The following is a 13,097-nucleotide window of genomic DNA, read 5'->3' on the forward strand; positions in this document are numbered from 1 at the left end:
CGTCGAATTAGGCCAGCAACGCTGCGAGCAGCAGCAGGATCGCGGTCTCGCCGAGCTGCTCGGCGCCGCCGAGCACGTCGCCGGTCTGGCCGCCGATCTGGCGTTGCGCCAGCCACGCCATGCCGGCCGCGCAGCATGCCGCCGCCAGCGCCGCGCCAAACGCCGCGCGCCAGGGCAACACCAGCCAGGCAATGATCAGCGCGAGCGCGCCGGCAGTGGCCGCCGTCGCGAAATCGGGCCGGCCGGCGTTGGCGGCCAGTCCATCGTTGCGCGCGTAAGGCAGGTTCATCGCCATGGACGGCAACACGCCTCGCGCCAGCGCATGCGCGGCGATCAGGCCTTGCACCACGAAGGCATCCGGAAGCGTGGCCAGCGCCGCAACCTTCGTGACAAAACTCACCATCAGCATCAGCGCACCGTAGGTGCCGAGCCGGCTGTCGCGCATGGTTTCGAGCTTCGAGGCCACGTCGCGGCCGCCGCCAAAGCCGTCGGCGACATCGGCAAGGCCGTCCTCGTGCAGCGCTCCGGTGAGCAGCGCGCCCACGCCGAGCGCCAGCGCCGCCGCGGCGAGATCGGGCAGGCCGGCGGCGCGCAGGCCGAGACAGAAAAGGCCCACCGTGGCGCCGATGGCCGCCCCGACCACCGGAAACAACCGGTGCGCCCGGACGAAATTTTGCGGCATCGGGCCGGCCGGATGTGGCATCGGCAGGCGCGTGAGAAAGCCGACCGCGGTTCTGAGATCGTCGAGCCAGTCATTCATGATAGAGAATCCGAAGAGAATCAGTGGGCTCGCGACACGCTCGAAGGGAATCGCATGCAGTTCGACAGTCTAGACGATATCCGCAGCTTTTGTCGCGACCTGCCCGCCGGCGACGCCGGCGCGGCCGAGGCGGCCGCGCAACGGCAGCAGGTGCTGACAAAGCCGCCGGGAAGTCTCGGCCGTCTCGAAGAGCTGGCGATTTGGCTGGCGCGCTGGCAGCGCCGCGAGCTTCCGTGCCTCGATCGCATCACGATCGCGGTCTTTGCCGGCAATCATGGCGTGGCCGCGCGCGGCGTCTCGGCTTACCCGCAAGCCGTGACCGAACAGATGGTGGCGAACTTTGCAAGGGGCGGCGCGGCGATCAACCAGATCGCGAAGCTTGCAGGTGCAAGCTTGCGGGTCGTGCCGATCGAACTCAACCGCCCGACGCGCGACTTCACGATCGCAGCCGCCATGGATGCCGATGAATTCCTGAACGCCGTCGACATCGGCTATCGCACCGTGCCCGAGGATAGCGATCTGCTCGTGGTCGGCGAGATGGGCATCGCCAACACCACAACCGCGGCGATGCTGTGCGCGGCGCTGCTCGGCGGCGGCGCGGCGCGTTGGGCCGGCCGCGGCACCGGCGTCGACGATTCGGGACTGGCGCGCAAGCGCGCGGCGATCGAGACGGCGCTGGATTTTCATCGCGCGATTCTCCTCGATCCGCTCGGCGTGGCGGCGGCGTTGGGCGGGCGGGAACTCGCCGCCATTGCCGGCGCGATCCTGGCGGCGCGATTCAATCGAATCCCCGTGCTGCTCGACGGCTTTGTCGCGACCGCGGCGGTCGTTCCGCTGGCCCGTCTCGATCCAGGAATCCTCGATCACTGCCGCGCCGGACATGTCTCAGCCGAATCCGGCCACGGCGCGCTGCTGGCCGAACTCGGCCTCGACCCGCTGCTCGATCTCAACATGCGGCTCGGCGAAGCCTCCGGCGCCGGTGTCGCCATACTGTTGCTGCGCGCGGCCCTCGCCTGTCATGCCGGAATGGCCACCTTCGCCGAGGCCGGCGTCTCCGGCGCGGATCACTGATAAAACCTTGTCGGGCGAGCTGACGCTGACTATTTCAGGGCTCATCGAGTTCCAAGGAGCCGCTCATGAAAAAGGCGCTCTCGAAGACGATCGTTTTCGCCATCGCGCTATGCGCCCTGGCTTTGCCTCCTGCACACGCCGAAATCCGCATCCTCGCCAGCCCCGGCGGAGAAGTCGGCCCGTTCCTTAAATTGTTCGATCGGGTGCGCGAATCGGGCGAGCGCGTCGTCATCGACGGGCCATGCCTGTCAGCCTGCACCCTGGTTCTAGACGTAGTGCCGAGCGACCGCATCTGTGTGACCCGCCGCGCAGTTCTCGGCTTTCACGCCGCCCGCTCGGTCGACCGCCGGGGACGGATGTATGCCGAGCCGGAGGCGTCCGAGGTCGTGCTGCAGGCCTATCCCGAAGCGGTGCGCGGCTGGATCCTTCGCCGCGGCGGATTGAGCTCGCGCCTGTTGCTGCTGCGCGGGCGCGAGCTCGCGGCGATCTATCCGAGATGCCGGTAAAGCGCGATCAGCAAAAGCATGCCTTCAGGCTTGATCCGGGGGTGGAGACCGGTTTTGCACCCGATCGCGCAAAAAAGGGCACGATCACTCTTCGATCGGGCAATTCACCATCCAGGGAATCCCGAACTGATCGACGCACATGCCGAAGCCTTTCGCCCAGAAGGTTTTGCTATAGGGCATATTCACCGCGCCACCTTCGGCCAAGGCCTTGAACTTGCGTTCACCGTCAGCAGGATCCGTGACCGTCAGCGAGACCGAAAAGCCCTGCGGCTGATGGAAGTGGCCGGGAGGTGCGTCGGAGGCCATCAGCACTTCGCCATCGATCGATATCTTGCCGTGCATGATCTTCTTTTTCCATTCAGGCGGCGTCGGCATATCTGCCGGCGCGCTGTCATGCGTCAGCATCGCTTCGATCCTGCCGCCGAGCACCTTTTCGTAATACTTGAACGCCGCTTCGCAGTTGCCGTTGTAGAACAGATAGGGATTGACCTGCATTGTATTGCTCCTTGATGATTTCCGTCGAAAGTTCGGCTAGTTCTCGGTAAGCTTTTTCAAATTGGCGAGACCGATCTCAAAATCCCTGCCGACCATGTTGTCGATGTTCATGAAGACATGCATGATCTTCGCCATGAACGGCGCCGGGCCGTACATCAACCACGTCAAAACGGTGCCATCGCCCTGCGGCAGCATTGTGAACTCGGCGGTGTTGTGACCCTCGAACGGCGTGAAGAAATCGAGCTTGATCTGGATTTTCGAAGGCGCCGACGCGTCGAGAATCTCCATGCGGCCGGAACCGACATTCTTGTTGCCGTCCCACGCATAGACCGCGCCCTGGCCGCTCGCAGCCCCGGTATAGGTGCGCTTCATCGCGGGGTCCTTGGTCTCGTAAGGCGACCAGCCTCCCCACTGATGGAAGTCGTTGATCAGCGGAAAGATTTTTTCCGGCGGCGCCTTCACCGTGGTGGCGCGCCGGACACTGAACGTATCCGGCTTGGTCGCGGCGAGGATCAATATGACGGCAATCGCGATTGCGAGCACGACGGCGACGATGGCAATGACCTCAAACATGGTTGGCTCCGCTATGGCATTTCAACAATATTTATCCGAGGACGAATGGCTCAGGCCCGATCCGACAAACAGAGCGAGATATTTCTATCAACGCCGCCATGGCGCTAACGTCCGCAATTTCCGGTCGCGCAGCCAGAGCCCGCCCCACACCATCAGCCCGAGATAGAATCCGAACAGCGTATGCGTGAATAGCGGGCTCCCGATCCGCAGATGCGATGCCATCGCGCCGCCGAGATAGCCGGTCAACAGGATCGCACCCAGGATCGAGGTGGGCGGAACCGTGTAGAGAATGGTGCAGGCGACGGTGATGAGGCCCAGGGTGCGCGCCAGCGTTTCGCTCGAACCATAGCCGATCCGGTCCATCGTTTCCGTGACAACCGGCCACGGCACCAGCTTGATGGCGCCGTCGAACAGCAGAAACAGAATGACGAGGCCGCTGAGAATCCTGCCGAGCCACCGCGCGGATGTTGAAACCGGCGCCTCCTCCACAACCGCTGGCATCGCCTCGCCGGTCGTATTGCAACCCTGAATGTTCATCGCGCGTCTCCCTCGCTGCATTGGTGATGCATGACCTCAAGACGAACGGGACGAGCGTTATTCGACAGGCGATGCTGTTTTTTTGCAATTCGCGTCGAGAACCGCGCAGTCCGGCGGCGCATGAAAAGACTTGTGTCCTTGCGTTCCAATTTCCGTCTCAAATTTGCCCCCGACTCAATGCACTGTCGCTGACAGAACGAGGGGTACGTTCGGCGACATTCATCAGGGGATTAGTCATGGGACCCGCATATCCGCCGGATAGCAAACAAGATTTTCTCGACGAGCAAGAATATTTCGACGAATCGCCGATGCGTGGCGATGATGATTCGGACGACGATCGTTCGCACGGCGTGACATCGCTGCTGGAAGAAAATGCCCGGCTGCGCGCGCTCGTGGTCAGGCTGACCGATCTCGTGCTGAAAAGCGTCGCCGATCAGAGATGACGCCGCGGGGCTGACGCGCCTCTGCAAAGGCAGATGCTTTCGCGCAAACTTTCAAAGCGGTTAAGTAGCGGCGCGTCGCTACTTGACCGCTTTGGCGTTGCGCCGCGCGCTGTCGCGCATGAGACGATCGAGATGCATTCGGATGTGGGCTGCTTCCGCTGACGTATTGGCAAGCGCGATGGCGCGGTCGAACGCCATTCGGGCCTCATCATTGCGGTCGAGCTGCATCAGGAAGGCGCCGCGCACGCCGAAGTAATGGAAATAGTTCGATAGCCGCGACGAGAGCGGCTCGATCATTTCCAGCGCCGCTTCGGGACCGCGCACCTTGGACACCGCGACCGCGCGATTGAGCGTCACTACCGGCGACGGCTGCACGATCTCAAGCGCGCCGTAGAGCAGATCGATCTGGGTCCAGTCGGTCTCCTCGGGCGTGGCGGCACGCGCATGCAAGGCCGCGATCGCCGCCTGGATCTGATATGGACCGCTGCGGCGGTGCCGCATCGCCTTGTCGATCAGGGCCAGCCCTTCCGCGATCAGCTTCTGGTTCCACAGGCCGCGATCCTGGTCGTCGAGCAGCACCAGCGCGCCGGAGGCGTCGAAGCGCGCCGCGGCGCGGGCATGCTGCAGCAACAGCAATGCGGTCAGCCCCATGATCTCGGGTTCGCTCTGGAACAGCCGCAGCAACAGCCGCGCCAGCCGGATCGCTTCCTCGCACAGCGGCCCGCGGATTTCAGCGGTGTCGCCGCCGGCCGAATAACCCTCGTTGAAAATCAGGTAGATCATCGCGGCGACCGCGGAGAGCCGCTCGGCGCGCTCCACCGCGCCCGGAGTCTCGAACGGCACGTCGGCATCCGCCACGCGGGCCTTTGCCCGGGTGATGCGTTGCTCCATCGCGGCTTCGGTGACGAGAAAAGCGCGCGCGATCTGCTTCACGGTCAGGCCGGAGACGACGCGCAAGGCGAGCGCGATCTGCTGCGTCGCCGGCAAGTCGGGATGGCAGCAGATGAACAGCAGCCGCAAAATATCGTCACGGTAATGCGAGCCGTCGAGCCGTTCGGCAAGCTGCTCCTCGGCGTCGTCGAGATCGGAGATCGCCTCGTCCTCGGGCAGCGGGGCCTGCTTGCGGCTGCGACGCGCCTCGTCGATCGCGACATTGCGCCCGACCATGATAAGCCACGCGGCGGGATCGCGCGGCGGGCCGTTCTGCGGCCAGCTTTTCAGCGCGCGCAGGCACGCGTTCTGGAACGCTTCCTCGGCGGTATCGAGATTGCGGAAGTAGCGCAACAGCGCGCCGACCGCCTGGGGGCGCGCCGAGCTCAGCGCGGTATCGATCCAGGCGGTGTCGGTCACTTTGGCTCGCCTCCGGGCTGAAACAGGCCGACGGGGCGAATCTCGTAGGCGCCGCCGGGATTGGCGGCGCCGAGATCGCGCGCGACATCGACGGCCTCGTCGAGATTGCCGCAGTCGACGAGGTAAAAGCCAAGCAGCTGCTCCTTGGTCTCGGCATAGGGACCATCGAGCACGACCGGCGGATCGTCCTTGCGCAGCGTGGTCGCGGACGTCGTCGGCAACAACCGCGCCACCGGCCCGAGCCGGCCCTGCCTTTTCAATTTATCCTGCACCGCGGCGAGCTTTTTCATCACCGCGGCGTCCTGTTCCTTGGTCCAGGAACCAACGAAATCCTCATCATGGTAGCAAAGGATAGCGTAGAGCATGCGCAAGGTTCCTGTTTGATCCGAGGACGAATGGGCAGCGGCGTTTCCGACAGGATAGCGGAAGTATTTTGCGCGGCAAACGTAAGCCGGTAGTGTTCCGCTCGATTCTGCGAAAGGTTGGGGCAAAAATGAACAAAGGCGCGCTCGTTCTGCTAATTCACGGCGGCACCGAAAACTGGTCGCTGCAGCGCTGGAAGCAGCGGTTCGACGAGGCGTGCAAGGACCGGCGCGTCCTGCAACGGTCCGATGCGGTGCACGATCCCGCCGAGATCCATTACGCCGCGGTCTGGAAGCCGAAGCCGGGCGAGTTGGCGGCGTTTCCGAACCTGCGGGTGATCTTCAATCTTGGCGCCGGGGTCGATGCGCTGATGGCGGATTCGAGCCTGCCGGGAGTACCGCTGGTTCGCGTCGCGGTCGGCGATCTGACCGGCCGCATGACCGAATATGTCACCCTGCACGTGCTGATGCATCACCGGCAGGAACTCTATCTGCGAGCCAGCCAGCGGGAGAAGCGGTGGGCGCCGAAATATCAATGGCCGGCCGGCGCGATTTCGGTCGGCATCATGGGCCTCGGCACGCTCGGCGCTGACGCGGCCCGGATGCTTCGGCATCTCGGCTTTCGCGTCTCCGGCTGGAGCCGCGGTCCAAAGGCGATCGACGGCATCCATTGCTTCCACGGCGGGACGCAGCTCGATGCGTTTCTCGGCCAGACCGATATCCTGGTCTGCCTCCTGCCGCTGACGCCGGATACCAGGCACATGCTCAATCGCGGGTTGTTTACAAGGCTCAGCCGCAATAGCCCGATCGGCGCGCCGGTCCTGATCAATGCCGGGCGCGGCGACCTGCAAGACGAAGCCGACATTCTCGAATGTCTCGACGACGGCACGCTCGGCGCCGCTTCGCTTGACGTCTTTGCCCGGGAGCCGCTGCCCGCCGACAGCCCGTTCTGGACGCATCCGAAGGTCGTGCTGACGCCGCACAACGCCGCCGACACCGACCCGGACGAAATCTCGAACTATGTGGCGCGCCAGATCGAACGCTTCGAGGCCGGCGGCGCCTTGGAAAACGTTGTCGACCCGGCGCGGGGCTATTGATTCGCGACACAAGGCTATCGCCGCCGCGCAAAAGCGGGGGGTTAAGCGCCCACCATCACATCGAGCGCGCCCTTCACGATCGCCTCCAGTTCCTTGCGCGGCACGCGGGCGCGGGCGCGGATGGCGATGGTGTGGATGATGGCGGAGGCCAGTTGCGCCAGCACCGCCGGATCGGCGGACGCCGGCAGTTCACCCTTCTCTTTGGCAAGCCGGAAGCAGGCGGCGAACGCCTTGTCGAACTCTGACAAGCCTTCCAGCACCATGGCACGGATTTCAGGATCCGCCACTGCTTCCGAGCCCGCGGTCATCACCGTGAAGCAGCCGCGCGGGCCGGACTCGCCGGAGAGATAGATGTCGAGCGCCGCCGCATAGATGCGCTCCAGCCGTTCTCGGATCGGCATTTCCTCCCGGAAAATCTCCCGCATGACCGACCGCGCGTCATCGCGATAGCGCGCGTAGCTTTTGATGTAGAGCTCGCGCTTGTCTCCGAACGCGCCATAGAGGCTCGGCCGGTTCATGCCAGTGGCGGCGCTGAGGTCGTCGAGCGAGGTCGCGGCAAAACCGTCCTTGCGGAACAGGTCGAGCGCCTTGCCGAGCGCGATGTCGGGCTGGTAGGCGCGCGGCCGGCCGCGGCGTTTGGGTGCCGGCGTATCGGCCTTTGGCGCAGGCCACTTACTTTTTTGTACCATTTCGCAAGTTATTCCTTGACGCAATCTATATTATGCGGAACAGTATAAAAATCAACCAAGGAGGTACCGATGGACCTTTATTTCTCTCCGCTCGCCTGCTCGCTGGCGACCCGCATCGCGCTTTACGAGGCCGGCGCCGAGGCCAATTTTCTCGAAGTCGATCCGAAGACCAAGATCGTGCAGAACGACGGCTCGGATTTCCGAGCGGTGAACCCGCTCGGGCTGGTACCGACGCTGCGCACCGACGACGGGCTGGTGCTGACGGAAAATGCGGCGATCCTGCAATATGTCGCCGATCGTTTTCCGCAGGCCGGCATCGCGACGGGGCCCGGCATCGAGCGCAGCCGCCTGCATCAATGGCTGTGCTTCATCGGGACCGAACTGCACAAGGGATTGTTCGTGCCGGTGCTCGACAAGAATTCGCCGCCGGAGATGAAAACCTATGTGCTCGGCAAGGGTCTGTCGCGGCTCGACTACCTCGAGAACTATCTGAAGGGTCGCGAATTCCTGCTCGACCATTTCAGCGTCGCCGACGCCTATCTCGTCACCGTTATCAACTGGACCATGGCGACGCCCCCGATCGAACTTTCGAAATGGCCCGCCGTGAAGGCCTATTATGAGCGCCTTCGCACGCGCCCCAGCATCGCCCGGGCGGTGGCCGAAGAATTCAAGCTGTACCAGGCCGAACTCGCGCGCCACAAGGCGGCGGCGTGAGGCGTATCGATCCAGGGGCGCCACGACGCGGCGCCCTCATTTTTTCGGAGTCATTTCCGCTTGCTCTATGCTTAAGATTTTCTTGATCCCCACGCTTCCTAAAAATTAATGCTTCGAATTGTACCGATCGTAATACTTTCCACGTAGTACCGACCTACTTTTGCCACTTCGATCACCTGATGACGCATTCGAGCAAGAGATGACGCATCCGCGATTGTATAAAAGAGTTGTGCCGTCAGGTCAGATGGCCAGAACGGGCCAGATCATCACCGGTCCGAAGGCGCCTGTCCTGACTCCCAGGGTCGTCGACTATTCCGCCGGGGGCGCCTGTCTCGAAATCCACGGCCTGGGGCCGATCCCGGACCGTTTCGAATTCGTCTATGGCGGCGTCAGAAAAAAATGCCGCGTCGTTTGGAGACGCGGCGTTCGTATCGGAGTGGTGTTCTAGGGATTTGCTTTGGGGAGCCCGCTCGTTTGACTGCGTCCGAAGGCGTGGCCTTCAAAACGGGTCGGTGCCAAGTCCCGGAACATCCGCCGGCCGTGGCCCCGGCGCTGCCCAGTGAAAGCGGCGGTCTTTCTCCGCAATCTCGATATCATTGATGCTGGCTTCGCGGCGGCGCATCAGGCCGTGCCCGTCGAACTCCCACTGTTCATTGCCGTAGGAGCGATGCCACTGGCCGTTCGCATCGTGCCACTCATATTGAAACCGCACCGCAATGAAGTTGCGGTCGAATGCCCAGAGATCCTTGATCAGGCGATAGTCGAGTTCCTTCTCCCATTTGCGGGTGAGGAATTTGACGATCGCAGCGCGGCCTTCAAGAAACTCCGAGCGGTTGCGCCAGCGGCTGTCCTCGGTATAGGCCAGCGACACACGCTCGGGATCCCTGGTATTCCAGGCATCCTCAGCCATGCGGGCTTTCTGGGCGGCGGTTTCTCTGGTGAACGGCGGAAGCGGCGGACGCGACATGATGGCCTCTGGGGATGATGAGGCGGCAACTCTATCGCCTCGGCCGATTAAGTCGATTGGGCGATCGCTCCGATCGCGGCGCTGATCGGGCAATTTGAAAAATCAGTTCGACACATCCGCCTTCAGTAACATGCGCAGCGCCTTCGGGATCGGCTGCGCCCGGCCCTCGCTGATGAAGGCGACGCGCACCTCGGCCTTGACCAGGAGGTCGTGGCCGCGCTTGACCTCTTGCGCCAGCGTGATCGAGGCGCCCTTCACCGCGACCGGCCAGGTCAGCACGTCGAGCACGTCGTCCATGCGCGCGGGCTTCAGATAATCAAGGTGCATGGACCGTACCACGAAAGCAAAGCCCGGGGTTTCCGCCCGCGCCTCCGCGAACAGCGCGTGCTGCTCGGCCCCCATCAGCCGCAGATGATTGGTGCGGCCGCGCTCCATGAAGCGCAGGTAGTTGGCGTGATAGACGATGCCGGAAAAATCCGTGTCCTCATAGTAGACCCTGATCTGCATATGATGGCGGCCGTCGCGGATTACGCCGTCGAGATGGGATGTCGTCACTGCCGGCCCTTCGTTCGCCTCGGGAGATCACCGTTTTGCGCAAAATCTCCCGGCGCGCAAGCGGAGCCACGTTCTGACCAATGACGATACGACCGCACTTCGCCGGCCCGCCGAGATACGCAGCGGCGCTATGTCAACTTTTGCGAATGCAGGAACTCCCGGCGGAACTAGTCGCGATGGGTCTCGCCGCTTTACAAGGCGCAGTACGGTCTCGGTGTGCTCCTGGGTGCGGCGAAGACGCTGGTTCACTAGGAGGCGGCGCCTGGACATGCCTCATTCCGCGCGCGCGGCATGAGGCCATCTTGCTTAGTCCTCTTCGCTGCCCTGCCCGAACAGTCCGAACTGCGCCGGATCGCGCGCGGGCTCGGCGAGGCCGAGATGGCGGAACGCGTGCGAGGTCAGCAGCCGGCCGCGCGGGGTGCGCTGCAGATAGCCACACTGGATCAAGAACGGCTCGATGATGTCTTCGATGGCATCGCGCGGTTCCGACAGCGCCGCCGCCATCGTCTCCACGCCGACGGGGCCGCCGCCATAGTTCATAGCGATCGTGGTGAGATAGCGCCGGTCCATGGCGTCGAGGCCAGCGGCATCGACTTCGAGCGCGCTGAGCGCATTGTCGGCGATCTTGCGGTCGATCGAGGCGGCATCCGCGGCGGAAGCAAAATCCCTCACCCGCCGCAATAGCCGGCCGGCGATCCGCGGCGTGCCGCGGGCGCGGCGGGCGATTTCGTTGGCGCCATCCGGCGTGATGCCGATCTTGAGCACGCGGGCGCCGCGGGTGACAATCTTTTCCAGCTCCTCCTCGGTGTAGAAATTCAGCCGGACCGGAATGCCAAAACGGTCGCGCAGCGGGTTGGTCAGAAGCCCTGCGCGCGTCGTCGCGCCGACCAGGGTGAATTTTGCCAGCTCGATCTTGACCGAGCGCGCCGCCGGTCCCTCGCCGATGATGAGGTCGAGCTGGAAATCCTCCATCGCCGGATACAGCACTTCCTCGACCGCGGGGCTGAGGCGATGGATTTCGTCGATGAACAGCACGTCGCGTTCTTCGAGATTGGTCAGCAGTGCGGCGAGATCGCCGGCCTTGGCGATCACGGGACCGGAGGTGGCGCGGAAGCCGACGCCGAGTTCGCGCGCCACGATCTGCGCCAGCGTGGTCTTGCCGAGGCCAGGGGGGCCGACGAACAGCACGTGGTCGAGCGCCTCGCCGCGCTTGCGCGCGGCCTCGATGAAGATCGAGAGATTGGCGCGCGCCTGCGCCTGGCCGACGAACTCCGACAGGAGTTGCGGGCGCAACGCGGTGTCGCCGACATCGTCGCTGCGGCGCTCGGGCGTGACGATGCGGGAGGGCGGGGTCATGCGACTATCGATTATCTTTCTTACCTGTCCGCCCAGTATTAGGCCGTTTTCGGAAGCAATGGCCGAAAAAACGACCGTTCATAACGGATGAAACAGCGCGTCTCTTTTGCGAAGGCTACCGCCTTTTGAACGTCGGGATCGGTGCGAGCGTCCTGGCGATACTGTTCGTAGGCTGCAAGGCTCGAAAAGCTGAACATCGCCAGAGCAACATCACTCGCTCCTTCGGACGGCAAGAAGTAGCCGTGATGAATGCCGCCAAACCGCGGAATCAGATCAAGCCACATTACACCGTAAGCTTCGAAGTCGGCGAGCTTGTCCGCATCGACCTCGTAACGCAGGTAACAAGTAATCATCCCGGGATGCTCCGGCGCAGACTTGAATGGCCTCGTCGTAAACGGCAGAGGAAGCAGTCAGCAAAAGGAGTTCGGCCGGACAAAGTAAGTATTGGTTCCCTCACTTCGCCAGTTCCTTCAGCCCCAACCGGATGAGTTGCGCGGTCTCGGCATTCTCACCGGCGCTGCGGGAGGCCGAGGCGATCGCAGCCGCCGCCTGCGGCTGGCCGTAACCGAGATTGACCAGCGCCGAGATCGCATCAGAGACCGGCCGCGGCGCGCGCTGGTCGTCGATCGCGCCGGACAGATGCACCAGCGCTGGATCGACATTGGCAAAGGCAGGCGCCTTGTCCTTCAATTCGGTGACGATGCGCTCGGCCACCTTCGGGCCGACGCCCGGCGTGCGCGCGACCGCGGCCTTGTCGCGCAGCGCGATCGCATTGGCGAGATCGGCCGGCGGCAAGGTACCGAGCACCGCCAGCGCCACCTTGGCGCCGACGCCCTGCACGGTCTGCAGGAGTCGAAACCATTCGCGCTCGACGTCGCTCTTGAAGCCGAACAGCTTTATTTGATCTTCGCGGACATACGTCTCGATCGACAGCACCGCGGGCTGCCCGGGCGACGGCAGCGCCTGCAGTGTCCGCGCTGAACAATGCACCTGATAGCCGACGCCGCCGGCGTCGAGAATGACATAATCCTCGCCGTAGCTGTCGATCAGGCCCTTGAGCTTGCCGATCATACGCCGACCACCCTCAGCCGCAGGGTTGCACTCTGGCGATGATGGGCGTGCGTGATCGCGATCGCCAGCGCGTCGGCGGCGTCGGGGGATTTCGGTTCGGCCTTCGGCAGCAGGATCTTGAGCATCACCATGATCTGGTTCTTGTCGGCGTGGCCGGCGCCGACCACGGTCTTCTTCACCTGGTTCGGAGCATATTCCGCGACCGAGATACCGAACATCGCCGGCGCCAGCATCGCGACCCCGCGCGCCTGCCCAAGCTTCAGGGTAGCGACGCCGTCCTTGTTGACAAAGGTCTGCTCGACCGCGGCTTCCGCCGGCTTGAAATCGCCGAGCACGGCGGCGAGCCCCTTGTGAATGGCCAGGAGCCGGCTCGCCAGCGGCAGGCTGTCGGGCGGTTCCACCGAGCCGCAGCCGACGAAAGCGAGCCTGTTGCCGTCGATCTCGATCACGCCCCAGCCGGTGCGGCGCAGGCCCGGATCGATGCCGAGGATACGGACGGGGTGGCGAATCGGGGCTGATGTCATGGGGTAGTGATAACGCCGGAGCGAGGT

Annotated in this window: 19 protein-coding genes; 6 read left to right on the forward strand and 13 right to left on the reverse strand. The window is 63.7% G+C overall.

Going from position 1 to position 13,097, the window contains the following annotated elements; translation table 11 throughout:
- Nucleotides 1-7 precede the first annotated feature (7 nt).
- The gene (cobS, locus tag B5525_RS04665; RefSeq protein WP_079564954.1) at nt 8-760 is read right to left on the reverse strand and encodes an adenosylcobinamide-GDP ribazoletransferase; all 753 of its coding nucleotides are present in this window, start codon (nt 758-760) and stop codon (nt 8-10) included.
- Between the two features lie 54 nt (nt 761-814).
- Between cobS and cobT the strand changes: the two genes are divergently transcribed.
- A complete protein-coding gene (gene cobT, locus B5525_RS04670) occupies nt 815-1,831 on the forward strand; it encodes a nicotinate-nucleotide--dimethylbenzimidazole phosphoribosyltransferase (protein ID WP_079564955.1) in 1,017 nt (338 codons plus the stop codon).
- Between the two features lie 65 nt (nt 1,832-1,896).
- On the forward strand, nt 1,897-2,337 hold the full coding sequence (locus B5525_RS04675) for a hypothetical protein (protein WP_079564956.1): 441 nt from the start codon (nt 1,897-1,899) through the stop codon (nt 2,335-2,337).
- Between the two features lie 84 nt (nt 2,338-2,421).
- Here B5525_RS04675 and B5525_RS04680 read toward each other — a convergent pair whose 3' ends face one another.
- The 3 genes from B5525_RS04680 to B5525_RS04690 all read right to left on the reverse strand — a co-directional run bounded on the left by B5525_RS04680 (nt 2,422) and on the right by B5525_RS04690 (nt 3,906).
- The gene (locus B5525_RS04680; protein WP_079564957.1) at nt 2,422-2,832 is read right to left on the reverse strand and encodes a VOC family protein; all 411 of its coding nucleotides are present in this window, start codon (nt 2,830-2,832) and stop codon (nt 2,422-2,424) included.
- Nucleotides 2,833-2,868: 36 nt separating this feature from the next.
- Nucleotides 2,869-3,405: an SRPBCC family protein gene (locus tag B5525_RS04685; RefSeq protein ID WP_079564958.1), complete on the reverse strand. Its 537-nt coding sequence runs from the start codon at nt 3,403-3,405 to the stop codon at nt 2,869-2,871.
- A gap of 87 nt (nt 3,406-3,492) precedes the next feature.
- Nucleotides 3,493-3,906, reverse strand: coding sequence for a DoxX family protein (locus B5525_RS04690; protein WP_079572940.1), 414 nt, complete (start codon nt 3,904-3,906; stop codon nt 3,493-3,495).
- 62 nt (nt 3,907-3,968) lie between these two features.
- Here B5525_RS04690 and B5525_RS43570 point away from each other — a divergent pair, with 62 nt between their 5' ends.
- Nucleotides 3,969-4,385, forward strand: coding sequence for a hypothetical protein (locus B5525_RS43570; RefSeq protein ID WP_154073063.1), 417 nt, complete (start codon nt 3,969-3,971; stop codon nt 4,383-4,385).
- A gap of 78 nt (nt 4,386-4,463) precedes the next feature.
- On the opposite strand, the gene B5525_RS04700 is transcribed toward B5525_RS43570, so the two are convergent.
- Nucleotides 4,464-5,735, reverse strand: a complete 1,272-nt coding sequence (locus B5525_RS04700) for an RNA polymerase sigma factor (protein ID WP_079564960.1) — start codon at nt 5,733-5,735, stop codon at nt 4,464-4,466.
- On the reverse strand, nt 5,732-6,100 hold the full coding sequence (locus B5525_RS04705; protein WP_079564961.1) for a YciI family protein: 369 nt from the start codon (nt 6,098-6,100) through the stop codon (nt 5,732-5,734). Before B5525_RS04705 ends, B5525_RS04700 begins: the two co-directional genes overlap by 4 nt.
- Nucleotides 6,101-6,228: 128 nt before the next feature.
- Here B5525_RS04705 and B5525_RS04710 point away from each other — a divergent pair, with 128 nt between their 5' ends.
- Nucleotides 6,229-7,194: a 2-hydroxyacid dehydrogenase gene (locus B5525_RS04710; protein WP_079564962.1), complete on the forward strand. Its 966-nt coding sequence runs from the start codon at nt 6,229-6,231 to the stop codon at nt 7,192-7,194.
- Nucleotides 7,195-7,235: 41 nt separating this feature from the next.
- On the opposite strand, the gene B5525_RS04715 is transcribed toward B5525_RS04710, so the two are convergent.
- Nucleotides 7,236-7,883: a TetR/AcrR family transcriptional regulator gene (locus tag B5525_RS04715; RefSeq protein ID WP_079564963.1), complete on the reverse strand. Its 648-nt coding sequence runs from the start codon at nt 7,881-7,883 to the stop codon at nt 7,236-7,238.
- A gap of 69 nt (nt 7,884-7,952) precedes the next feature.
- On the opposite strand from B5525_RS04715, the gene B5525_RS04720 reads away from it, so the two are divergent.
- Nucleotides 7,953-8,597: a glutathione binding-like protein gene (locus tag B5525_RS04720; protein WP_079564964.1), complete on the forward strand. Its 645-nt coding sequence runs from the start codon at nt 7,953-7,955 to the stop codon at nt 8,595-8,597.
- A gap of 244 nt (nt 8,598-8,841) precedes the next feature.
- Nucleotides 8,842-9,045 (forward strand): hypothetical protein, encoded by a 204-nt coding sequence (locus tag B5525_RS04725; protein WP_338075264.1) that lies wholly within the window; start codon nt 8,842-8,844, stop codon nt 9,043-9,045.
- A gap of 51 nt (nt 9,046-9,096) precedes the next feature.
- Here the strand turns inward: B5525_RS04725 and B5525_RS04730 are convergent, their stop codons facing one another.
- From B5525_RS04730 to ruvC, 6 genes are all read right to left on the reverse strand, one after another.
- On the reverse strand, nt 9,097-9,564 hold the full coding sequence (locus B5525_RS04730; protein ID WP_079564966.1) for a DUF1348 family protein: 468 nt from the start codon (nt 9,562-9,564) through the stop codon (nt 9,097-9,099).
- A gap of 102 nt (nt 9,565-9,666) precedes the next feature.
- Nucleotides 9,667-10,119 carry a tol-pal system-associated acyl-CoA thioesterase gene (ybgC, locus tag B5525_RS04735; RefSeq protein WP_244567829.1) on the reverse strand — a complete coding sequence of 151 codons (453 nt, stop codon included), beginning with the start codon at nt 10,117-10,119 and terminating at the stop codon, nt 9,667-9,669.
- Between the two features lie 306 nt (nt 10,120-10,425).
- Nucleotides 10,426-11,475, reverse strand: a complete 1,050-nt coding sequence (gene ruvB / locus B5525_RS04740) for a Holliday junction branch migration DNA helicase RuvB (RefSeq protein ID WP_079564967.1) — start codon at nt 11,473-11,475, stop codon at nt 10,426-10,428.
- Between the two features lie 38 nt (nt 11,476-11,513).
- Nucleotides 11,514-11,828, reverse strand: coding sequence for an NIPSNAP family protein (locus tag B5525_RS04745; protein ID WP_079564968.1), 315 nt, complete (start codon nt 11,826-11,828; stop codon nt 11,514-11,516).
- Nucleotides 11,829-11,928: 100 nt separating this feature from the next.
- Entirely contained in the window at nt 11,929-12,546 is a 618-nt protein-coding gene (ruvA, locus tag B5525_RS04750) for a Holliday junction branch migration protein RuvA (RefSeq protein WP_079564969.1), read from the reverse strand.
- On the reverse strand, nt 12,543-13,070 hold the full coding sequence (ruvC, locus tag B5525_RS04755; protein WP_079564970.1) for a crossover junction endodeoxyribonuclease RuvC: 528 nt from the start codon (nt 13,068-13,070) through the stop codon (nt 12,543-12,545). Before ruvC ends, ruvA begins: the two co-directional genes overlap by 4 nt.
- Nucleotides 13,071-13,097 lie beyond the last annotated feature (27 nt).

The sequence above is a fragment of the Bradyrhizobium erythrophlei genome (assembly GCF_900129505.1).
Taxonomy (GTDB): Bacteria; Pseudomonadota; Alphaproteobacteria; order Rhizobiales; family Xanthobacteraceae; genus Bradyrhizobium; species Bradyrhizobium erythrophlei_D.